The organism is Bacillus thermozeamaize (assembly GCA_002159075.1).
GTDB classification, from domain to species: Bacteria; Bacillota; Bacilli; order ZCTH02-B2; family ZCTH02-B2; genus Bacillus_BB; species Bacillus_BB thermozeamaize.
The window spans coordinates 16,131-37,751 of record LZRT01000079.1 but is presented as its reverse complement, the minus strand read 5'-3'; the positions used below and the strand labels follow the sequence as shown (position 1 = coordinate 37,751).

22 protein-coding genes are annotated in these 21,621 nt (G+C 56.0%); 21 read left to right on the top strand and 1 reads right to left on the bottom strand.

Annotation, left to right across the window (positions count from 1 at the left end; translation table 11 throughout):
* The first annotated feature begins 112 nt into the window (after positions 1 to 112).
* From BAA01_09030 to BAA01_08965, 14 genes are all read left to right on the top strand, one after another.
* Positions 113 to 763 (top strand): hypothetical protein, encoded by a 651-nt coding sequence (locus BAA01_09030; GenBank protein OUM87234.1) that lies wholly within the window; start codon positions 113 to 115, stop codon positions 761 to 763.
* Positions 756 to 1,550 (top strand): septum site-determining protein MinD, encoded by a 795-nt coding sequence (locus BAA01_09025; GenBank protein ID OUM87204.1) that lies wholly within the window; start codon positions 756 to 758, stop codon positions 1,548 to 1,550. Before BAA01_09030 ends, BAA01_09025 begins: the two co-directional genes overlap by 8 nt.
* Before the next feature lie 39 nt (positions 1,551 to 1,589).
* On the top strand, positions 1,590 to 2,729 hold the full coding sequence (locus BAA01_09020; protein ID OUM87203.1) for a rod shape-determining protein RodA: 1,140 nt from the start codon (positions 1,590 to 1,592) through the stop codon (positions 2,727 to 2,729).
* Positions 2,730 to 2,820: 91 nt separating this feature from the next.
* Entirely contained in the window at positions 2,821 to 3,660 is an 840-nt protein-coding gene (locus tag BAA01_09015; GenBank protein ID OUM87202.1) for a hypothetical protein, read from the top strand.
* A gap of 4 nt (positions 3,661 to 3,664) precedes the next feature.
* Positions 3,665 to 4,558 carry a hypothetical protein gene (locus BAA01_09010; protein ID OUM87201.1) on the top strand — a complete coding sequence of 298 codons (894 nt, stop codon included), beginning with the start codon at positions 3,665 to 3,667 and terminating at the stop codon, positions 4,556 to 4,558.
* A 196-nt stretch (positions 4,559 to 4,754) separates the two neighbouring features.
* Positions 4,755 to 5,834: a hypothetical protein gene (locus BAA01_09005; GenBank protein ID OUM87200.1), complete on the top strand. Its 1,080-nt coding sequence runs from the start codon at positions 4,755 to 4,757 to the stop codon at positions 5,832 to 5,834.
* 126 nt (positions 5,835 to 5,960) lie between these two features.
* Positions 5,961 to 7,829, top strand: a complete 1,869-nt coding sequence (locus BAA01_09000) for a hypothetical protein (GenBank protein OUM87199.1) — start codon at positions 5,961 to 5,963, stop codon at positions 7,827 to 7,829.
* A complete protein-coding gene (locus tag BAA01_08995) occupies positions 7,826 to 9,550 on the top strand; it encodes a hypothetical protein (GenBank protein OUM87198.1) in 1,725 nt (574 codons plus the stop codon). Before BAA01_09000 ends, BAA01_08995 begins: the two co-directional genes overlap by 4 nt.
* Positions 9,551 to 9,704: 154 nt before the next feature.
* On the top strand, positions 9,705 to 10,016 hold the full coding sequence (locus BAA01_08990; GenBank protein OUM87197.1) for a 50S ribosomal protein L21: 312 nt from the start codon (positions 9,705 to 9,707) through the stop codon (positions 10,014 to 10,016).
* A gap of 7 nt (positions 10,017 to 10,023) precedes the next feature.
* Positions 10,024 to 10,368, top strand: coding sequence for a hypothetical protein (locus BAA01_08985; GenBank protein ID OUM87196.1), 345 nt, complete (start codon positions 10,024 to 10,026; stop codon positions 10,366 to 10,368).
* A 45-nt stretch (positions 10,369 to 10,413) separates the two neighbouring features.
* Positions 10,414 to 10,722 carry a 50S ribosomal protein L27 gene (locus tag BAA01_08980; GenBank protein OUM87195.1) on the top strand — a complete coding sequence of 103 codons (309 nt, stop codon included), beginning with the start codon at positions 10,414 to 10,416 and terminating at the stop codon, positions 10,720 to 10,722.
* A gap of 197 nt (positions 10,723 to 10,919) precedes the next feature.
* Positions 10,920 to 11,567 carry a hypothetical protein gene (locus BAA01_08975; GenBank protein ID OUM87194.1) on the top strand — a complete coding sequence of 216 codons (648 nt, stop codon included), beginning with the start codon at positions 10,920 to 10,922 and terminating at the stop codon, positions 11,565 to 11,567.
* A gap of 49 nt (positions 11,568 to 11,616) precedes the next feature.
* Complete coding sequence (locus tag BAA01_08970) at positions 11,617 to 12,897, top strand: GTPase ObgE (GenBank protein OUM87193.1); 1,281 nt, start codon at positions 11,617 to 11,619, stop codon at positions 12,895 to 12,897.
* Between the two features lie 27 nt (positions 12,898 to 12,924).
* Positions 12,925 to 13,680 carry a hypothetical protein gene (locus BAA01_08965; protein OUM87192.1) on the top strand — a complete coding sequence of 252 codons (756 nt, stop codon included), beginning with the start codon at positions 12,925 to 12,927 and terminating at the stop codon, positions 13,678 to 13,680.
* Between the two features lie 106 nt (positions 13,681 to 13,786).
* Here the strand turns inward: BAA01_08965 and BAA01_08960 are convergent, their stop codons facing one another.
* Positions 13,787 to 14,815, bottom strand: a complete 1,029-nt coding sequence (locus BAA01_08960; GenBank protein OUM87233.1) for a cation transporter — start codon at positions 14,813 to 14,815, stop codon at positions 13,787 to 13,789.
* Between the two features lie 283 nt (positions 14,816 to 15,098).
* On the opposite strand from BAA01_08960, the gene BAA01_08955 reads away from it, so the two are divergent.
* The 7 genes from BAA01_08955 to BAA01_08925 all read left to right on the top strand — a co-directional run bounded on the left by BAA01_08955 (position 15,099) and on the right by BAA01_08925 (position 21,616).
* The gene (locus BAA01_08955) at positions 15,099 to 15,539 is read left to right on the top strand and encodes an ACT domain-containing protein (protein ID OUM87191.1); all 441 of its coding nucleotides are present in this window, start codon (positions 15,099 to 15,101) and stop codon (positions 15,537 to 15,539) included.
* 73 nt (positions 15,540 to 15,612) lie between these two features.
* On the top strand, positions 15,613 to 16,878 hold the full coding sequence (locus tag BAA01_08950; protein ID OUM87232.1) for a homoserine dehydrogenase: 1,266 nt from the start codon (positions 15,613 to 15,615) through the stop codon (positions 16,876 to 16,878).
* 1 nt (position 16,879) lies between these two features.
* Positions 16,880 to 17,947 (top strand): threonine synthase, encoded by a 1,068-nt coding sequence (locus tag BAA01_08945; protein OUM87190.1) that lies wholly within the window; start codon positions 16,880 to 16,882, stop codon positions 17,945 to 17,947.
* A gap of 11 nt (positions 17,948 to 17,958) precedes the next feature.
* Positions 17,959 to 18,891 (top strand): homoserine kinase, encoded by a 933-nt coding sequence (locus BAA01_08940; protein ID OUM87231.1) that lies wholly within the window; start codon positions 17,959 to 17,961, stop codon positions 18,889 to 18,891.
* Positions 18,888 to 19,733, top strand: a complete 846-nt coding sequence (locus BAA01_08935; GenBank protein ID OUM87189.1) for a hypothetical protein — start codon at positions 18,888 to 18,890, stop codon at positions 19,731 to 19,733. The genes BAA01_08940 and BAA01_08935 overlap by 4 nt, the downstream gene beginning before the upstream one ends.
* A 70-nt stretch (positions 19,734 to 19,803) precedes the next feature.
* Positions 19,804 to 20,775: a hypothetical protein gene (locus tag BAA01_08930; protein OUM87188.1), complete on the top strand. Its 972-nt coding sequence runs from the start codon at positions 19,804 to 19,806 to the stop codon at positions 20,773 to 20,775.
* Between the two features lie 88 nt (positions 20,776 to 20,863).
* Positions 20,864 to 21,616, top strand: coding sequence for an NAD(+) synthase (locus tag BAA01_08925; GenBank protein ID OUM87187.1), 753 nt, complete (start codon positions 20,864 to 20,866; stop codon positions 21,614 to 21,616).
* The last annotated feature ends 5 nt before the right edge of the window (positions 21,617 to 21,621 follow it).

Here is a 21,621-nt window from a genome sequence, read left to right as displayed (position 1 = left end):
GGCGAAGGCGGGAGCAGGAATTCCGGAAGAAATTGGCGAATTTAGGGATGAACTGTATTTCAATGGGGTGGTGGCGGTGGAAGGGAAGCGAAGCCGGGTGATCATCAAGGGAATGAAAGATGGGCTGCTTTTTCTGCTTGAGGATGAGGCTGACTTTGCGGAGGTGTTATCGGAGCTGGAATTCAAGTTGCAGGAGGCCCATGAGCACTTTTTTGACGGACCGGCGATGAACGTGACCATTCAGCTTGGCAGGCGGGCACTGACGGCTGCCCAAGAAGAGGCTCTCCGTCAGGTGTTTGCGGGGCAGAAAAGTTTGGTCATCCGCGAAATCCGGTCAGATTCCCCCTCTCTTCTGCAGGCCAGCCACACCCGTAATTTGCGTATCGTTTCAGGTACGGTGCGTTCAGGACAGGTCCTCAGGTACGAACAGGATGTCCTTCTGCTTGGGGATGTCAACCCGGGAGGGATCATTCAATCAGCGGGGGATGTGCTGGTGCTCGGGGCCCTGCGAGGGATCGCCCATGCAGGCTGCAGGGGAGCGCGCGATCGGATCATTGCCGCTTCCCTGTTTGTTCCGACCCAGCTTCGCATCGCCGGTCATATCAGCCGGCCGCCGGAGGAATGGTCAGAGGCGGATTGGGTCATGCAATTTGCCTATTTGGAAGGGGATCGCATCTTTATTGACCAGATACACCACTTGTCCCGGATTCGGCCGGAGCTGAGCCTGTATTTTCTGAAGGAAGGGGAACGTGCCAATGGGTGAAGCGATTGTGATCACTTCGGGAAAAGGCGGCGTCGGGAAAACCACGGTGACAGCCAATATAGGCACGGCGCTGGCCCTTGCAGGAAAAAAGGTCTGCCTGGTTGATACGGATATCGGCTTGCGCAACCTGGATGTGATCATGGGATTGGAAAACCGGATCGTTTACGACTTGCTCGATGTGGCGGAAGGGGATTGCCGGTTGCAGCAAGCGCTGGTAAAGGACAAGCGGTTTGATGAGCTGTACCTGTTGCCGGCTGCCCAGACCAAGGACAAGACAGCCATTTCGCCTGCGCAGGTGAAGAAAATCGTGGATGAACTGAAGGCTGATTTTGACTATGTCCTGATCGATTGTCCGGCCGGCATCGAGCATGGATTCAGAACGGCCGTGGAGGGAGCGGATCACGCGATTGTCGTCAGTGTCCCCGAAGTGGCTTCGGTCCGGGATGCCGATCGCGTGATCGGTCTTTTGGAAGCGGAGAAAAAAATCACCCCCCGTCTGGTGGTCAATCGCCTCAAGCCGCGCATGGCCCGACGAGGGGACATGATGGATGTCGAGGAAATGATCCAGGTTTTGTCAATTGACTTGCTCGGCGTGGTGCCGGACGATGAAATGGTGATCAAATCTTCCCACCATGGCGAGCCGACGGTGATCAATCCTGCCGCCAAAGCGGCCATCGCTTTTCGCAACATCAGCCGTCGCATCATGGGTGAAAGCGTCCCGCTGATGAGGCTGGAGGAGGAGCAGGGGTTTTTCCAGCGGTTCCGGAACATGTTCCGGCGGGCTTGAAGCACGGGCGCGTGAACGGCAGAAAGGAAGGGGTTCGACATGCGTTACCAGCTCCGGTATTTCAGGGAATTGGACCTCTATATCATCCTCATCGTGCTCGGGTTGGCCGTTTTCAGTTACATAGGCATTACCGGTGCGGTGCCTGGACAAGATTACCCGCAAAAGCAGCTCCTCTGGTATGGCATTGGATTTGTCGTGATGACGGCTGTGTTGCTGGTTGATTACAGTTACGTCCGCCTGGTTGCGCCGGCGTTGTATATCGCCGGCCTGTTGCTGCTGGCCGGATTGCGGGTGTTTGGGCATGAGAGCAAAGGGGCGCTTTCTTGGTACAAGCTTCCGGGCGGGATACAGTTCCAGCCGTCTGAATTGATGAAGATCTTCCTGATTCTGATGCTCGCCTGGTATTTTTCGCTGCGCGAGGAGCAAGGAAAAGGGCTGGAGCGGTTTTCAGATTTGTTGGTGCCCTTTCTGATTCTTGCCGTCCCCTTGGTTCTCATCCTGCAGGAACCGGATCTCGGCACCTCGCTGGTCCTGATTTGGAGCGCCGGCTTTATGCTGATTTCCGCCAAGATTCGCTGGCAGCACGTGCTCATTCTTTTTTTGGTGTTGGCGATTATCGTGGCGGCATTGGTCGGGTTGTATCTCTGGGATCGCGAAGCGTTTTTCGAAGTGATCAAGCCGCATCAGTGGAACCGGCTGATCTCGTTTATCAATCCGGACGCGGTGCCTGCCGATTTGCGATATCAGGTGGAACAGTCCTTAATCGCTGTCGGTTCCGGCCAGCTTCTGGGCAAGGGGTTGTTTCAGGGAACGCAGGGGAAATACCAATGGGTGCCGGAGGTGCATTCCGATTTTATCTTCACGGTGATCGCTGAGGAACATGGTTTTGTCGGTGCCAGCTTGTTGCTTCTGTTGTTCTTCCTTCTCTTGTATCGCATGTTCCAGATTGCCGCCGACGCCAAGGATACGTTCGGCGTCTATGTGATTATGGGCGTCGTCGGGATGTGGATATTTCACATCCTGGAGAATATCGGCATGACGATCCAGCTAATGCCGATTACCGGGATTCCGCTGCCATTCGTCAGTTACGGCGGCAGTTCGCTGCTGAGCAATTTTGTCGCCCTGGGGCTGGTGCTAAACATCGGCATGCGCCGGAAAAAGATCATGTTCAAAAACTGAGGTTCTGATGGCTGACGGCACATAATCCGCTCTTTCTGCTCATACAAGTGTAGTACAACGCTTGTCTTTTGGGTGGAAAGGGTGGGAAGACGTGAAGTGGAGAAAACCTCCCTCCATAAAACGATATCGCTCCAGGCCGAAGCGACGCCGCCGGCAGTTGATGAGCCGGCTTTCACGCGGGACCATGGCACAGTCCGGCTTTCCTTCGGGCGGGATGCGCTGGGCAGAGAAGTGGGAAAGCGATTACCTGAGGGGTGCCGGCATGATGACAGAGGATTCCTCCACAGGTCAAACGTGGGATGGATGGTCCGCACCGCCACGGCATAGCGGCGGGAGGGAGCCGGCACGGGTCAGAAAGTGGCTCATTCAAGGGATTTTCTCGCTTGCGCTAGTGGCTTGTGTGTGGCTGATCGAAACCAGCACGCACCCGCAGATGGCACCGGTCCAGGCCTGGATGACCGAAGCGTTGAAGCGGGATTTTGACTTTGCGGAAGTCAGTTCCTGGTATGAGGAACAGTTTCAGAGTTCCCCTTCCTTTTTGCCGGTGTTTGCAGCCAATTGGCTTGGCTTTTCGGCGAAGAGCCAGGAGGAAGAATGGACCGCCTTGGCGGGTCAGGTAGCCAAGCCGTTTTCTCCCCAGCATCAAGGGATCCTTCTGAATGCCCCGGCAGGCGGCATGGTCACTGCAGTGGGAACGGGATGGGTGGTGGATGTATCGGAGCGGCCAGGATTGGGGCTGACGGTGGTGGTGCAGCATTCCCGCGGCAAGCAAACCTGGTATGCAAAGCTTCGGGACGCAAGTGTGGCCAAGGAGGATTGGGTCTATCCGGGTGACTCGATTGGGCGCGTGGATTCGGACGGCCAGTGGTTTTTTGCGGTTCGGCAGGGGAAAGTATTTATCGACCCTGAATCCGTGATCACCATTGAATAGACGGATGCACCCTCCGGGTCACGCCGGCGCAGGCGTCATTCCGGGGATAACCATTGGCGGAATTGGCTTCCGGATTCATCTCCTCTTTTGGCTCGTGATGCTTGGCTCAGTGGTGACGGGCCATTTTCTTGAAGTGATCACCCTGTTCGGAATTGTCTTGATTCATGAGTTGGGACATGTGTCGATGGCCCGTGGGTTGAATTGGACGGTACGTGAAGTGGTGATGCTGCCGTTTGGCGGCGTTGCCCGGATGGAAGTGCGGAGGGAGTCCGTTCGTGAAGAAATCATGGTGATCCTCGCCGGCCCCCTGATGAATATGTTGATGCTTCCGTTTGCCTGGTTGTTTGGCTGGCTCGGCTGGTGGAATCTTCTCTGGGTGGATTACTTTGTTTCCGCAAACCTCTTTATCGCCGGTTTTAACCTCCTGCCCGTTCCGCCCTTGGACGGAGGAAGATTGCTGCTGGCGGTGTCATACCGCTTTGCTTCTTATTTGCGGGCGCTGCGCCAGGCGGCGATTGCGGGAGTGCTGGGTGCTGTTGCCCTGTTTCTCTTTTCCCTGGCCTGGGGGAGGGGAACGGGGGGGATTCACTTGAATCTGCTGCTCATCGCCTGCTTTCTGGGCGTGCATAATGTTCGGGATTGGCGGGAGATACCTTACCGGTTTGTGCTCTTTCTCCTGCGGCGCCGGCAGCATCCGGAAAGCGCTGTCCGGTATCGGCCGTTGCTTCTTTCGTTTACGATGGACATGCGGTTGCGCCATTTGCTTGAGCAAATGCGCTGGGAGCGTTACCATCTGTTTGTCCGATTCCCGGAATTTCTGCTTGGGGAAGAGGAATTGTTGCGTTTTTTTTTCGACGAGAACGCGTCACAGCGGAAAATGCGTGAATTATTGCGCTGAAACGCAAAGTCTGATGATGCGAATGGCATTTTATGACAATTCGCCGAATCATGCCGCAATGTTGTTGTCTGACCCGAAGCCTGCATGGATGGGCACTGGCACGCCATGGTAAAATTTTCATAGGAGCAAAAACGGTTCATCATGAGGAGGCCGAGAGCGCAACCCACTTTCAATTGGAAAAAGGGGTGCCATGCACATGGGTCGGGAGACGATGACGGGAAAACCGCTTTCTGAAGTCAAGCAGTCGGCAGAATGGCTTCCATGCGATGAACGACAGTGGCACCTTCGCAAGGCATTGGTTTCTTGGACTGAAGAAGACGAGCTGCGGATGGAAGAAATGGGCAAACATCTGAAAGAACAGCTCTCGCGCCTCCCTGGTCATGTTGTGGAAGGATTGTCGTCTCATCCAGAGATTGCCCAATGGATTGGACAGGATGCCAACCGGGAGCGGTTGCTGGAGACGATCAGCGGCCTTCTGCGCTTGTTGTTTGCATCCCGGATGGATGAGTCTTATGTCAGAGAGCGCTTGCGCATCGGATTGGCGTGCCAGCGGATGGGTTTGAAGTCCGACTGGCTTTTGAGTGTTTATAATGAGATCGTGTCAGCCATCGTCCAATCCATGAATCTGCTGAAGCAGGCGACGGCAGCACGGACTGAGCTGTTTCTCCTGTCGCTGATGAAACGGATCGTATTGGATTTGAGCATCGAGTGTTACGATTCCTATTTCAAATACCTCGCTGACCATGATCCGCTGACCGGTCTGTTCAACCGGCGCAGGTTTGAGGAGGAACTGGAGCGGGTGCTTGCGTATTCGCGCCAGTACGGTAAGACGGGAGCCCTCTTGTTTATCGATCTGGACGATTTCAAACGGGTGAACGACACGTATGGCCACACGATCGGCGACCAAGTGCTGGCATTCGTCGCACAGTCGTTGCGGGAAAACCTGCGAAAAAGCGATGTGATCGGACGCCTCGGCGGCGACGAGTTTGCGGTGATCATCCAGGATGTCAATGCGGAGCAGGCACGGCGGGTGGCGGAGAAACTGATGGGCAGCCTTGACGGGCTGCAAATGGCAGCAGGGGAGGGGAAAGTGAGCATTTCTGTAAGCGTCGGTATCGCCTTGTATCCGCAACACGGATTGACGAAACGAGAGCTTTTGGACAGAGCGGATGGCGCGATGTATGCGGCAAAGCGTGGGGGCAAAGGCCGCTGTGCATTGTTTGCGGATGAGAAGGCCACGGATGAGCAGAACCCCGGAAAATGCCTGACGAGTTAGCCGTATTTTCCAAACGGGTTGAATAATTATCGTTCGATCAAGTGGCATATTATGGTATCATTCTGGTGTACATAGAAAAATTGATAGTTGCCTGTTTAGGAAAAGGGACGGTTCCGCGCGCTGGCGGTGTCCCGTGTGCGTTTTTCAGGAAGCGTCGGACAAGCGTATGGGTTCAAAGGATGGCTGGAGGAGGAACAATGGGTGAAAAACGGGTTGAATCAACATGCGGAAAGAAGTGAGAGTGAAATGGAGAGTGCAGAATCCGGGCGGATGCCTGCAATACCGGATGAGATTGCGGCATGGCTGCAATTCCTCGAATGGGATCAGCAGGATCTCCTCGTTTTGCAAAAACTGGAAAAAGAGTTTCAACAAGAGGTGGATGCGGTCACAAAAAAACATTACGACAAGCTGCTTGCGCATCCTGAGTTGCGCGCGCTGATTGAGCGTCACAGAAGTGTGGAGCAATTGATGACGACATTCCGGAAATGGATGCTCTCCATCCCGCAAAGCGAGATGGATGAAGCATATGTCAATTCCCGGAAAAACATCGGCCGCACCCATGCCCGCATCGGGCTGCTGCCGGTCTGGTACATCGGCTCTTTTATGCGCCTGTATGAACGGTTGATTCCTGCCATTGTGAAAAAATACATGTGGAAACCGCAACAGCTGGTGCAGGCGCTGCTGGCTTTCAACCGCATGATGTTGTTGGAAAATATGCTGGTTCTGCAAGCCTATGAAGATGCCAACAACCAGACCAAGTATTTTGAGCATCTCAGTCAGTCGCTGGAGGTGTTCGTGAAGCATACCGATTTTCGCCGCATCATGGAAAGAATGGAACAATTGGATTCGCTGGCGCACGATGTCCGTGCCGCGGTGCAACAGTTGACGGCGGCGATTGAGCAGATCGCAGAGAACACGATGACCTTTTCGGATGAAAGCCGGGAGGCGATGGAACAGGCGGAGGAAAGCCAGGATGTTCTGTCCAAGGTGTTGCGGCGTTTTCAGGACGTGGCCCGCATGGTGGATGACACCGTCCATACGCAGAACAGTCTGGTGGAGCAGATGATGGAGACCACGAAAGTGGTGGAGATCATCCAGGAAATTGCTGAACAGACCAATCTTTTGGCGTTGAACGCTTCGATCGAAGCGGCGCGTGCGGGTGAGCAGGGGAGAGGTTTTGCAGTGGTGGCCAGCGAGATCCGCAAACTGGCGGAACAAACCAAAGGCTCCATTCAGGAAATTGAACGGGTGATTCACCGGCTGCAGCATGAGCTGAACGCCGTTTCCGCGCGCTCGCAAGAGATGAACGCGCGGGTGCTGCGCTGGGTGGAAGAAACGCAAGGCGCAAATGAAAGCTTGGAGCAGATTATCAGCGTTTTAAAACACGCGGACCAATCCATGCAGCAGACAGCGGCGATTACGGAAGAACAGTCTGCCGCGGCGCAGTCCATCGCGGAGCGGATGGATGAGGTTGCCGGCGTGGCGGAGAAAACCCGGAACGAGACGGTGTCTGTAAGCAAGGAAGTGTACGAAGTCAGCCTGCAAATGGATGCGATGCGGCAACAGGAAGCGGAAAAGCTTGTGGCCATCAATCAGCGTGCCTTCATCCGGAAGGCCAAAACCGATCATTTGTTGTGGAAGTGGTGGCTGTACAACCACGTGATGGGCTATCACCCGCTGGATCCGGAGCAGGCGGCCAATCCTCACGCCTGCCATCTCGGACAGTGGATGGACCGGCACGCGCCTGCGTCGTTCAAGCAGCTGCCGGTTTTCCGCGAGTTGAACGAGGTTCACAAATCGCTTCATGAAACCGCCGGCTTGGCCATCGCCGCCCATGCCGAAGGCGATCGCCAGCGGTTCAAGCAGCTGATGGATGCGTTTGAACACCATTCCCAGCAGATGATCCGGCTGCTTGAGACGATGGAACAAAAGCTGGCAGGGGCAGCCAAGTCCGCCGAGGAAGGAGAGTTGTTTGGAGTGGGGGGACGAGGATGACCGGGCAGCAAGGATCAGACAGGAAATGGGGCTGGACGCAAAACCTCACATTCAAAATCGCCGGTCCAATGTTCGTGCTTTTAATCGCCATCGTGGCGACCAGCATTTGGGTGCGTCTGCAGATTGACGTTTCGGAGCGCCACTTGAACGAGCAAACGGCCGTCACAAAAGAGCTGAACAGTATCACCCTGCTGCAGCTGTCGGTTCAAAAGGCCATCATGCCGGCAAACGATTATTTGGGAACGCAGGATGAGGGGTTGCGCGATGAATTTCATCAATTAGCGTCAGAAGTCCAAAACCGTCTTGCGGCGGTAGAGGCGTCCCTGTCGACGGACGAAGGAAAGGCATTATATGAAGCGGTAACTGCGACGTGGCCAAAGATCCGGCAGCTCAGCCAGCAGATTCTGGACTTGGAGGACCCGCAGGAGAACGATGAGGGCAAACGGCTGATGCAGGAGATGGATCAGCTGACAGATCAACTGACGGCGCAGGTGGAATCCTTCTTGCTGGAACACACGGACGACACCCAACGACGACTGGCGCAAACCGGTCAGGAAATCGCGAAAATACGCATCAGTCAATCGTTGTTCTTGCTGCCATTGACCGTTTTGGGGCTGATTCTGGTGGCCCTCTACATCCGTTGGCGGATTGTTCGTCCCCTGCAGTTCCTGGAGCGGCAAATGGCCAAGGCAGCCAACTTCGACCTGCGCGACACCCGTGTGAATATCCGGCAGCGGGATGAAATTGGCCATTTGGTCGAGAGTTTCCAACAGATGGAAGAACAAATGAAACAGATCCTGAACAAAGTGTCTGCGACAGCTCACCGGGTGGCTGAAACCTCGGACCGTCTGGCCAACGTGATGGAAGAAAACCGTCAGGCGACGGAACAGGCGGTGGGGATGATCGACAAGGTGGCTGCTGGTTCAAATGAAACGGCAACCATGATGGGAGACAGCGCAAAGGCGCTGGATGAAATGGCGCAAGGGGTGCAGCGGATCGCCGAGGTGTCCGCCATTGCTTATGACGCTTCGGTGGCCACAGAAGAGGCGGCAGAGCAGGGCAATGAATCCCTTCAACAGGTGATCGCCCAAATGAACGCCATTCATGCCACGATGCGGGATTTGCATGACAAGATTTTGTTGCTTGGCGAAAGGTCGCAGGAAATTGGCAAAATTGTTCAGGTGATGACGGAAATTGCGGCGCAAACCAACCTCTTGGCGTTGAACGCCTCCATTGAAGCGGCCCGGGCTGGCGAGGGTGGCCGGGGGTTTACGGTGGTGGCCAATGAAATCCGGCATCTTGCGGAGCAATCCAGGGTTTCCGCCGGGGAAATCACCCAGCTCATTGAGCAGATCCAGGCACAGACCGCACAGACGGTTGCCGCTACCGGAGAAGGAATGAAAAATGTAGCATCCGGAGTGATTGTGGTTCAGCAGGCGGGCGAAGCTTTTCAGCAAATTTGGCAGGCGGCCAGGCGTGTCGTTGACCAGGTTCAGGAGGCTTCCGCCACAGCGGAAGAAATGTCGGCCAGTTCTGAGGAATTGGCAGCCGCCATTGACGAGGTGGCTGCATCTGCCAAATCAGCTTCGGAAAACATCCAGCAGGTGGCTGCTTCGGCAGAGGAACAGATGGCAGCGACTGAAGAAGTCACCGATGCTGCGAACAAGCTCCGCCTGATGGCTCAGGAGATGGAAAATCTGGTCAAGCAGTTTAAACTGTGACCAGATGGCTGTATCTACCTTGATCATCATGACGAGATATGATAGAATACTTGCGTCGTGCCTCAAAAGGTTTGTAACCGCACGGGCCAGGTATGTGCAAAGCAGGCATTTCCTGCACCTGTTCCGGCGAGTCTGAGTGTCGAGGAGGATGAGGATGTACGCCATCATTGAGACAGGCGGGAAGCAATACAAGGTCAGTGAGGGCGACGTGATCTATATTGAAAAGCTTCCCCAGGAAGAAGGGGAAAGGGTGACGTTTGATCGCGTGCTCTTGATTAAGAAAGATGCAGGTGTTGTGGTTGGGACGCCGTTTGTCGCAGGCGCGACGGTGACAGGCGTGGTGGACCGCCACGGCCGAGGGAAAAAATTGGTGGTTTTCAAGTACAAGCCCAAGAAGAATTACAAGCGGAAGCTAGGTCATCGTCAGCCTTATACCAAGGTGACGATTGAGAAGATAAACGGTTGATTGTCCGATGATCCAGGTATTCATTCGCCGGAATCGCCACGGCGAAGTCGCGGAATTTCAGATTGAAGGCCATGCCGGTTATGGGGAGCCGGGAGAAGACATCGTCTGTGCAGCGGTATCCGCCATTTCCATCGGCATGATCAATGCGGTGGAAGTGGTGTTGGGGATCAGATTGCCGGCCGAAGTGAAGGAAGACGGATTTCTCCGTTGCCGGCTGCCGGAGATTGACGACGAGGCGATGCGTGGCAAGGTGCAGCTGTTGCTTGAGGCGATGGCGGCTGCCCTGCAGTCGGTCGCTGCGGAATACGGCGAGTACGTGCAGATTCGGACGGATCAGGATGCGGATGGATAGACCGAAACGGCGCATGAACAGAACATGATCAGGAGGTGAACTGCGATGATCAAAATGAATTTGCAGCTGTTCGCATCGAAAAAAGGGGTTGGAAGCACCAAAAACGGACGCGACAGCATTTCCAAACGGCTGGGCGTCAAGCGCCAGGACGGCCAATTCGTGAAGGCCGGCAACATCTTGGTGCGCCAACGCGGGACCAAGATTCATCCAGGTTACAACGTGGGCATTGGCGGTGACGACACCCTTTTTGCAAAGGTAGACGGCGTGGTGAAATTTGAACGGCTTGGCCGCGACCGCAAAAAAGTCAGTGTCTACCCTGTAGCGGACAAGGCGGCCGCTGCCGCTCAGGCCTGATCAAGCAGGCAAGCATGGGATGATGAAACATCGCTTTCAACGAAGACCAAAAGCCCCGGTTGGGTGCTTTTGGTTTTTTTGTTATACTTTTTCTGTGACTTTCTTTCACATGCTTGATGGCTTTCAACGAACCCCTTTCTTCGGAAAATTCGTATCGTTTCCCGGGATTCCCGGATAGAGAGGAGCTGAGAGGAGCGGTGTCTGCAAAAGGGGAACGCGTGGATGAGTGTCATGATGACACGATTTACAACCGATGGCTTGAGAGCATCAGAGGTCTTCGGCACGATTTCATGAATGACATCCAGGTGTTGGCCAGTTATTTGGTGTTACATAAGGTGGAAGAAGGCCGTCGCTTTGTTGAGGAGCTGACTCAGCGGATGCAGCAGGAAAGCCTGCTGATCCAGCTGGACTACGCGCCGCTGGTCGTATATCTGATGACATACAATTATCAACAGGATATTCTCCGTCTCGAGGTGGAGTTGGATCGCAGCTTTTCGCTGACGGATTTGTCGGTCCGGCCGCAAGTGTTTTTTCGGGCGATCCAGCGATGGCTGGATATTTACCGGCGACATGCGACAACCTCTAAAAAGGAAACGGCGCCTTCCCGCAGCCTGGTGAAAGAAAGCGGCAGGCCACTCGTCGCCAATCACCTCATGTTGCGGATGCGTTCGCTTCATCGGGATTTGGAAGTGACGTTTGATTATGTCGGGTGTCTGGAAGCGGAACCGTCCCTGAGGGAGATTCGCGACCTGATGGCCGATTTGGAGCAAACCGGATTTCGCTGCACGGAAGGCCTTCACAGCTGCGAAGAATCGGTGATGAAAATGACAGTGCCATTTGCGTGAAGCCGAAGTGATGGTGCGTATCGGACATCCCAGTGAAAGGAGGGGCAAGGTGTTTGTCGATACCGCGAAGATTTTTGTGAAAGCAGGAGACGGCGGGAACGGGGCCATCGCCTTTCGCCGCGAAAAATATGTGCCTCGCGGGGGTCCGGCAGGCGGCGATGGCGGACGCGGCGGCAATGTGGTCTTGGTCGTGGACGAAGGGTTGCGCACGCTGATGGATTTTCGCTACCAGCGCCATTTCAAGGCCCAGCGCGGCGAAAACGGAAGAAACAAGAACCAGCATGGGGCGGATGCAGAAGATCTGATCATTCGCGTCCCCCCGGGCACCCTGGTGTATGACGAAAAGACAGGGCGGCTTTTGGCCGATTTGACCCGGCACCGGCAACAGGTGATTGTGGCAAAGGGGGGGCGTGGCGGACGGGGAAACGCCCGGTTTGCCAGCGCCAGCAATCCGGCGCCGTACATTTCCGAGAATGGGGAGCCGGGTGAGGAGCGGTGGCTCATCCTGGAGTTAAAGCTGCTTGCGGATGTCGGGTTGATCGGGTTTCCCAGTGTCGGCAAGTCGACGCTGCTGGCCGCCGTTTCGGCTGCCCGTCCGAAAATTGCCGCGTACCATTTTACAACCTTGACGCCAAATCTGGGCGTCGTGGATGCCGGAGATGGGCAGAGTTTTGTGCTGGCCGACCTGCCTGGCCTCATTGAAGGAGCCCATCAGGGGGTGGGGCTTGGCCACGAGTTCCTCCGTCATGCGGAACGGACCCGGTGCCTGATTCACGTGATCGACATGGCTGCGACGGAGGGACGAGACCCGTATCAGGATTATCTGCTGATCAATCAGGAACTGGAGCTGTACAGTCCAGCCCTGGCCAAGCGGCCGCAGGTGATCGCCGCCAACAAGATGGATCTTCCCGAAGCGGCCAAAAACCTCGAGATCTTTCGCCGGCAGGTGGGCGAGGTGTCGATTTACCCGATTTCGGCCGCCACCGGCCAGGGGGTGAAGGAGCTTGTCCGCGCGGTGGCCGGGATGTTGCAGGAACTGCCGGAACCGTCCCCGGCGGAGGCGGAGGAACCCGTCGTGTTCACGCCGGAGGAAGAGGAACCTTTTACGATCCGAAAGGAAGACGGGCGATTTGTGGTCGAGGGAGAACGGGTCGAAAAGCTGGTCAAGATGACCAATTTCAACCATCATGACAGTATCCTGCGTTTTTCCAGGATTATCCGCAGGATGGGGATTGAAGAGGCCTTGGTGAACCTGGGAATCGAAGAAGGGGATACCGTCCAAATCGGCGATTATCAGTTTGAATACACCAGAGGTTTGGATGCCGATTAAACAAAAAGCGAGAAGGGAGAAGAGAACATGGCATACACCATTTCATTGGCCGGGAAAGTGGCCGTGGTGACCGGTGGGAGCACGGGAATCGGACGGGCCAGCGTCGTCGCCCTGGCAGAGGCTGGCGCGGACGTCATCTTTACCTATCTGGCGTCGCCGGCAGCGGCCGCAGAGACTGTGGAACAGACCAGGCCCTTCGGAAGCAAGGTGAAGGCTGTGCGCTGCGACGTGACGAAAAGGGAGGATGTGGAGGCGCTCAAAGCGCAGGTTCTCGATGAATTCGGGAAAGTGGACATCCTGGTCAACAATGCCGGCGCAGCCATCCGGCGGGCGCCTTTTCTGGAAGGGGAAGAGGAGCTCTGGGAACAGAGCTTTCAGCTGAATGTGATGGGCGTGGTCCGCTGTTGCCAGGCTTTCCTGCCGGTGATGCTGCAGCAAAAGCGCGGCCGGATCATCAATATCTCTTCGCTGGCGGCTGCCACAGGCGGCATCGGCAACTCGGTTCATTACGCGTCGATGAAGGGGGCTGTGAACACCCTGACAATCGGCCTCGCCAACGAGTTTTCCCCGCATGGCATTACGGTGAACGCCATTGCGCCGGGATTGATTGACACGCCTTTTCAGGTCAAGACACCGGGCCATGACTTTGAAAAAGCGCGCCGGTCCACTCCCGTGCGGCGCATCGGCGTGCCGGAAGACATCGCGCCGATGGTGGTGTACCTGGCTTCCGATCAAGCTTCTTTCATCACGGGTGAAATCTACCATATTGACGGCGGCCGGTAAGCCGTGATGAAGAAAAAAAGATTCCCGCCCCACTTTGGAAATGAGGCGGGAATTTTTTGGGTGGTTGGTCTCATGTGATTGCGTGCTCTTGCGGCCATTGGCGTGCTCATGCAGCCATCATGTGCGCCAGGACGATGATGACAAAATAGATGATCATCGCCGCCAGACCCAACGGCACGCCTAGGCGGGCCCATTCCTTGCTTGTGATTCCCAGTTTGTTGGCGGAGATGATGTTCGGAATGTTCCCGGGGATCAGCATCCCGCCGCTGATCACCAGGCCCAGCAGGATCGCTTGGATCGCGTCCTGGCTCATGGCCGGACTGATTTCGGCGGCAGCCAGGGTGGCGTTATCCAGAACCGCCGAGATGATGTTGATCCAGAACAGGACATACGAGTTGAGATGGATCAAATACCGATCGATGAGGGGGCTGAATCCTGCGCCGAGAAAGGTCAGGCCGGCGACGAACAGGTACACCTTTCCTGCCCGGATGACGATATCCAGATACGATTCTTCCTTGTTTTCCGACAGTCCATGATTGCGGGCGCTCGGATTTTTCAACAGGATGGCCGCCAGGATGCCAAAGGCCACCACTCCCGGGATGATATAGGCGCCCAGCAGTTTGAGCAGATAATCAAAGCTTTCATCCAGTTTGCTGATGGCGATGGTGGATAAAGGCTCGCCGATGGGCGTGAGCGCCGCTCCGAGGCCGATGGAGAAACAGGCGATCACGACGAGCAGCGTTTCCGACTTTCGATCCAGTTTTAGGGCGCTGACGATGGCGACCAGCACCAGGGAGGCGATGATGGCAGTGATGATGCTGGAAATCAGCCCCAGCACGATTACGATGATCGCGGCAAAGACTCCCATAGGTATCCGTTCGCTGATCGCCGCGACACTTCTTTCAAGCGGATGCTGCAGCCATTTGAAAAGCACCCCGGCGACCAGGACGGCCAGTGTGATCATGATCGGGTCCTTCAGCGCGTGAAGAATCAGTTCCGTGTTCATCACGCCACTGATGAGCGCTGCCAGAACGCCCATGATACAAAGGAACACTTCCAGGTTGTGTTCCACAGGCTTGACGAGAAACGGCAAAAATAGCACGAGCAACAGGATGACAAGCAAACCGCCTATGATCATTTCAAACCTCCATAATAAATGAAATTTCAGCAGAATGAGAACGGTTTCTTCAAACGTACTTGTCCGGGGCATCTTGCGCAACTTGTACGATCATCGTCTATGAACACGTATTTCTGTAAAAATATGAACCAGTTAAAGATTATAAAAGAAGCAAAAGATGTTTGTCCATACAATTTACGCAGAAAGATCCTGCTTTATGTATCAGTCCGTTGTTAGAGTTGAAGGATTGTGTTATAATGTCCACATTAAGAGTACATCTGTTTACTACAGGGGGACGAAAATGGATCAGGAGCAGTATGTGTTGGTCAAATGGTCCATTTTGCCGGAGGCGATGCAAAAGACAATTGAAGCCAAGAAACTTCTTGAAACCCAGCAGGTGAAGACGATTCTCGAGGCGGTTCAGCGCGTCGGCCTGAGCCGCAGCGCCTTTTATAAATACAAGGACAGCATCTACCCTGTCAGCGCGCTTGCTAGAGAGGAAATCGTCACGTTGTCGATGAATCTGGCGCATCGCTCCGGGGTGCTGTCCAGCGTCTTGTCCACTGCTGCGGTGCATGGAGGCAATGTGTTGACGATCCATCAGACGATCCCCCTGCAGGGGATGGCCAACGTGGTCATCACCCTGGAAATGACCCGGCCAGAGGTCGGTGTCAGCGAGTTGCTCGCGGAAATCCGACGTCTGGACGGCGTGCAGCATGTGCAACTGATCGGCCGCGGCTAGGCGGGGTTTATACTGAAGGGAATCATTTAGAGGAGGATCGGGATTGGAGAAGAAGCGGGTAAAGGTTGGACTGATGGGACTGGGAACCGTGGGTTCTGGGGTGGTTCGCCTGATTGAGGGCCACCAGGAAGATTTGGTGAAACAGACCGGGATGGCGGTAGAGATTGCCAAAATACTCGTCCGCGATCTGGAAAAACCTCGCTCTGTTTCGGTATTGCCGGAGTTGTTGACCAACCGTCCGGAAGACTTGCTCGATGATCCGGAGATCGACGTGATTGTGGAGGTCATCGGCGGGATTGAGCCGGCCCGCCAGTACGTGCTGGAGGCGATCCGGAAAGGCAAGCACGTGGTCACCGCCAACAAGGATCTGTTGTCGATCCACGGGGCGGAACTTTTGTCTGAGGCGGCGGGACGCGGCTGTGACCTGTATTATGAAGCCAGTGTCGGCGGCGGGATCCCCATCCTGCGTGCGCTGGCGGACAGTTTTTCCTCGGATCGCATTACCAAGATGATGGGGATTGTCAACGGGACGACCAACTACATTCTGACCAAGATGAGCCAGCACGGTATGGCATATGAACAGGCGCTGGCGGAGGCGCAGGAGAAGGGGTTTGCCGAGGCAGACCCGACGGCGGACGTGGAGGGCCTGGATGCGGCGAGAAAAATGGCCATCCTTGGGACGCTGGGCTTCCACATGAACCTGGTTTTCGACGATGTGCGGGTGCGCGGGATCACCCAGGTCACCCGTGAGGATATGAACTACGCGCGGCAGTTGGGCTATACCATCAAATTGCTGGGGATTGCGCAGCTGGATGATGATCTGGTGGAAATCAGCGTGGAACCGACGATGATCCCCTCCAACCATCCCCTCGCCGCCGTCAACGACGAATTTAACGCCATTTATGTGTATGGAAGGGCGGTCGGCGAGACGATGTTTTACGGCCCCGGTGCGGGAGAGCTGCCGACAGCCACTGCCGTAGTGGCCGATCTGGTCACTGTCGTGAAAAATATGAAGCTGGGGGTCAACGGCCGTTCCATCGTCGCGCCTTATCGCCCCAAGCGGCTGAAGACGGATGAACAGATTGAGATGAAGATCTTTTTGCGGCTGATCGCGGAAGACAAAGCCGGGGTGCTGGCGCGCATGACCCAGATTTTGGCGCGCCATGACGTCAGTCTGGAGCGGATCCTGCAGCTTCCCTATGACAAAGACGTTTCAGAAATCGTGGTCGTGACACATACGGCGCCGAAAAAAGCATTGGATGCGGTGATGGGCGAACTGGAAGCCCTTGAGGTGATCCGGGAGATCCGCAGCCGCTATCGCGTTGAAGGAGGATTTTGAGTTGGCACGTTGGGAAGGAATTATCCAGTCATTTCAAGCATACTTACCTGTCACTGAAAAGACACCCCGACTGACCCTTTATGAGGGGAATACCCCCCTCTACCCGGCCAGGCGGCTTTCCGAAGAGCTGGGCGTCCACCTGTACCTGAAGTTTGAAGGATTAAACCCGACCGGTTCCTTCAAGGACAGGGGCATGGTGATGGCAGTCGCCAAGGCGGTGGAAGAGGGCAGCCGGAGCATCATCTGCGCTTCGACCGGCAATACGTCGGCATCTGCCGCCGCTTATGCGGCATTGGCAGGACTGCGTTGCATCGTGGTCATCCCGAACGGCAAAATCGCGATGGGGAAGCTGGCCCAGGCGGTGATGTACGGCGCTGAAATCGTGGCGATTGAAGGGAATTTTGACGAGGCGCTGGCCATTGTCCGGGAAATATCGGCGAAAGAGCCGATTACACTGGTCAACTCGGTCAACCCGTACCGGATCGAGGGGCAGAAAACGGCTGCCTTTGAAGTGTGCGAGCAGCTCGGCACCGCCCCGGACATCCTGGCCATACCGGTGGGCAACGCCGGAAACATCACGGCGTATTGGAAGGGATTCAAGACTTATTATGAAGCCGGCAAGGTGGATAAAAAGCCCCAGATGTGGGGATTTGAAGCGGAGGGGGCGGCCGCGATCGTCAAGGGACATCCGATTGCCAATCCGGAGACGGTGGCGACAGCCATCCGGATTGGCAATCCTGCCAGCTGGTCTCAGGCTGTGCAGGCGGCGGAAGAATCGGGAGGACGGATCGATTACGTCACGGACGAGGAGATCCTGGCTGCTTACCGGAAGCTGGCAGCCACCGAAGGGATTTTTGCCGAACCAGCTTCCGCCGCTTCCCTGGCCGGTGTGATTAAGCGTCATCGGCAAGGCCAGCTGCCACGCGGAGCGAGCGTGGTCTGTGTCCTGACGGGGAACGGTTTGAAAGACCCCGGAACAGCCCTGGAAGTGGTGGGGCAAGAGGTCAAGGTGGTTCCCGCAGAATATGAGTCGGTGCTGGGGATCATTCAAGGTGTGAATCAGCCATGAGCCAGCCTGAGATGTGGGTGCGGATTCGCGTGCCGGCCAGCACGGCCAATCTGGGTCCGGGCTTTGATTCCCTGGGGATGGCCCTGCCATTGTTCACCACCATCCAGGTTCGCCGCAGCGTGCGGACGAAAGTGGTGTTGCAAGGACCAGTCCTTCAGGGGCTGCCGGAGAACGAGGATAACCTGGTGGTGCAAATGATTGGACACCTTTTTGCACTGCGAAACCTCGAGCCGCCTCCTGTTGAGCTGGTCATGGAAAGCCAGATCCCTTTGACGAGGGGATTGGGCAGCAGCGCGGCAGCCATCATCGGCGGTCTGCTGGCGGGCAACGTGCTGCTGGCGGATCAGGAAAAACCTTTTTCAACGGATGAACTGTTCCAAATTGCCACGCGCCTGGAGGGACATCCGGATAACGTCGGCGCCTCCCTGTATGGCGGACTGGTCGTGACCATCTGGGACGGTCAAAGGGCCTATTGCCAAAAGTTGATGCCGCCTGCCTCTCTCCATGTGACGCTGGCCGTCCCCTCCTATCCCCTTCCCACGGAACGGGCGAGGGGAGCGCTGCCCATGCATTACAGCAAGGAGGACGCGGTGTTCAATCTCAGCCACACCGGTTTTCTCGTCGCCGCTTTGGCGAGCGGAAAGCTTCAGATGCTCCGCCACGCGATGCGCGACCGCCTGCATCAGCCATACCGGGCTGCGCTGGTGCCGGGGATGCAGGAGATCCTGGAACGCGGGCAGGAATATGGCGCGTTGGGCTGTGCGCTCAGTGGAGCCGGGCCGTCTGTGCTGGCGTTGAGCGAGGGGGAGCAGCCTGAGCTGGCGCGCTTTATGAGGCAGGTGTTTCTGGAGAAGGGGATTGAGGCGCAAGTTTACAGTTTCCGGCCCTGGAGCGATGGGGCAGAAGTGGAAAGGGAGGAAGTATTGGAAGGGAGTTCCCGATGAACGAGAGACGATTTGCGTTCTTGGGCCCGCAGGGGTCCTTTTCCGAAGAGGCGGCCCGTTTTTTCTTTTCTCCGGAGCAGCTGATCCCTTTTCGGAGCATCCCGGATTGTCTGGAGGCCGTGTGGGATGGAAAGCTGACCGGCGCCGTCGTGCCGATTGAAAACTCCATTGAAGGTTCGGTCAACATGACGCTGGACTGGCTGATCGATCATCAGGAGCTGTCCATCACCGCGGAGCTGACGATGCCCATTGAACAGCAGATTATGGGGAGCCGGCACTGGGATCCGGAGGCTGTCGAGAGAATTTATTCCCATCCGCAGGCCGTCGCGCAATGCCGGCGGTTTTTGCGGGAGAGTTTTCCGGCGGCGGAGCTCGTCTACACCAACAGCACTTCAGAAGCAGCCCTGCATGTGAGCCAGCATCCGGATGAGCCCTGGCTGGCCATCGGCACGCGCCTGGCCGCCGAATTGTATGGCCTTCAGATTATCCGCGAGGCGGCCCAGGACTATCCGGACAACCGGACCAGCTTTATCGTCGTCAGCCGGACCGACGATTGGCTGAGGCGAAGCGGCAAAGAACCGGTCAAGTCCAGCCTTGTGGTATTCTTGCCGGAAGATTATCCCGGAGCTTTGTATCAGGTATTGGCAGCCTTTGCTTGGCGGAAACTGAACCTGACGAGGCTGGTTTCGCGGCCGACCAAGCGAAAATTGGGAACCTATCATTTTTTTATGGATGTGGAGCAGCATGCTGAAAGCGTTTTGCTGCAGGGCGTGATTTCCGAGATTCAGGCGCTGGGTTGCGGCGTCAGCCTCTTGGGCAGCTATCCATGTTTTAGAAAATAGCCCAAATGAGTGAGCAATTATCCCATGGACACATACACTATGAGTGAATTTTGCTCATAGGGGGATGACTATGAAAATCCACGTTGTTCGTAAAGGCGACACGCTGTATGAAATCGCCCAACATTATGGGGTGGACATGGATGTGCTGCTTGCTGCCAATCCGCAGATTGAAGATCCGGATGTACTGACGCTGGGGATGAAAATTCGCATTCCCTCCAAAGGCGTGGTGGAGGCCCCGCCGAGAGAAACGGCGGTGTATGCCCAGTCGTTTGTAGAGACGCAGGACTCGTATGCAGAGCCGGAAGATGATGGCATCGTTGCAGGAGAAGCCAGAGGAGATGGGGAAGCGTTTCGCGGACAGCTGGATGAGTTTTCGGACATGGACGTGGAACAGTGGACGCGTGGCGGCCACGTCATCCATTACACCGTCAAGCCGGGGGATACGCTCTGGGAGATAGCCCACCGGTTTGGCATCAACTTGCAGGACCTCATCGCTGCCAACCCGCAAATCAAAGATCCCGATCAGATCAATGTGGGGGACGTGATCCGGATCCCGCGCCCGTGGCATCCGGCGCCGCCTCATTACCCGCCGCATGATCATCACCATCACCATTATCCTTATCATCCGCCTTATCATCATGCGCCTTATCATCCGTCTCCGATGTATCCGTATCCGCCCGTCCATCCGCTTCCCTGGGGATTTGATTGGTGTCTGGTTCCGCCCCGAGGTGAAAAGATGCCCGAAAAAGCGGAGGCTTACAAGAAAGCGGCCCCGAAGAAAAAAGCGGCGCCCTGGACCCCGTTTACCGTCTGGGTGCCTTATGGATACAGCTGTTATCTAGATGACGGGCACTACCACCATTACGGGCATTACCACCATCACGGGTATTACCATGAGGAGGCGCCGGCCGGCATCTACAAGCATGATAAACATAAGCATGGCTGGCATGACAAACCTTGCGACGGGTATCCGTATCCCTACTCTCACATGAAAAAGATGTACCGGGGCGAGGAAGAACAGCATGAGCGAGACGAGGCGTAACCTATACACCCTGCAGCGGCAGCTGCGGGGCTTTGTTTTTTGAACAAGATCATTGTAAACTGGAAAAGGAGCACCAGGAGGTGAGAATATGGATCGGTTTTCTGCCTATTTGCGGGCGTTTGAGGAACGGGTGGAAGAAGAGATTGCAAGGAGAGTTTCCTTTATCCGCCGGATCGTGCAGGAAAGCCGCGCTGAAGGCGTTGTCGTGGGCATTTCCGGCGGTCTGGACAGCGCGGTCACGGCGGCGTTGTGCGTGCGTGCCCTTGGCGCGGAGAAGGTGGTGGGGATCTGGATGCCGGCTTATTCCCAGGCTGTCCACGAAGACGACGCGCGGGCCCTTGCAGAAGCGATCGGGTTAAACTTGTGGACGGTGGATCTGGGGGCGGCCTTTGACCGGTTGATGGAAGTCATCCAGCAGATCCAGCCGCTGTCGGACCTGGCCAAGGGGAATACCAAGGCGCGCCTGCGGATGACCACCCTGTATGCCGTCGCCAATGAGCGCCGTTATTTGGTCGCCGATACGTGCAATCGAAGTGAGCTGTATGTCGGTTACATGACCAAGGGCGGCGATGCGGTGGCTGACTTCAATCCGCTGGCCAGTTTGACCAAGCACGAAGTCAGACGCATGGGCGTGGCGCTGGGTGTTCCCGATTCGATTCTGAACAAGCCGCCCAGCGCGGATCTCTGGGCCGGGCAGACGGATGAGCAGGAGATGGGTTTTACCTACGAGGATCTGGATCGGTACTTGATCACAGGAGAAGGAGACCCAAACGTGATCGAGCGCATTGAAACCTTGCACCAGCGTTCTGCGCACAAGCGCAAACCCATGCCGATGATTTGAGGGAA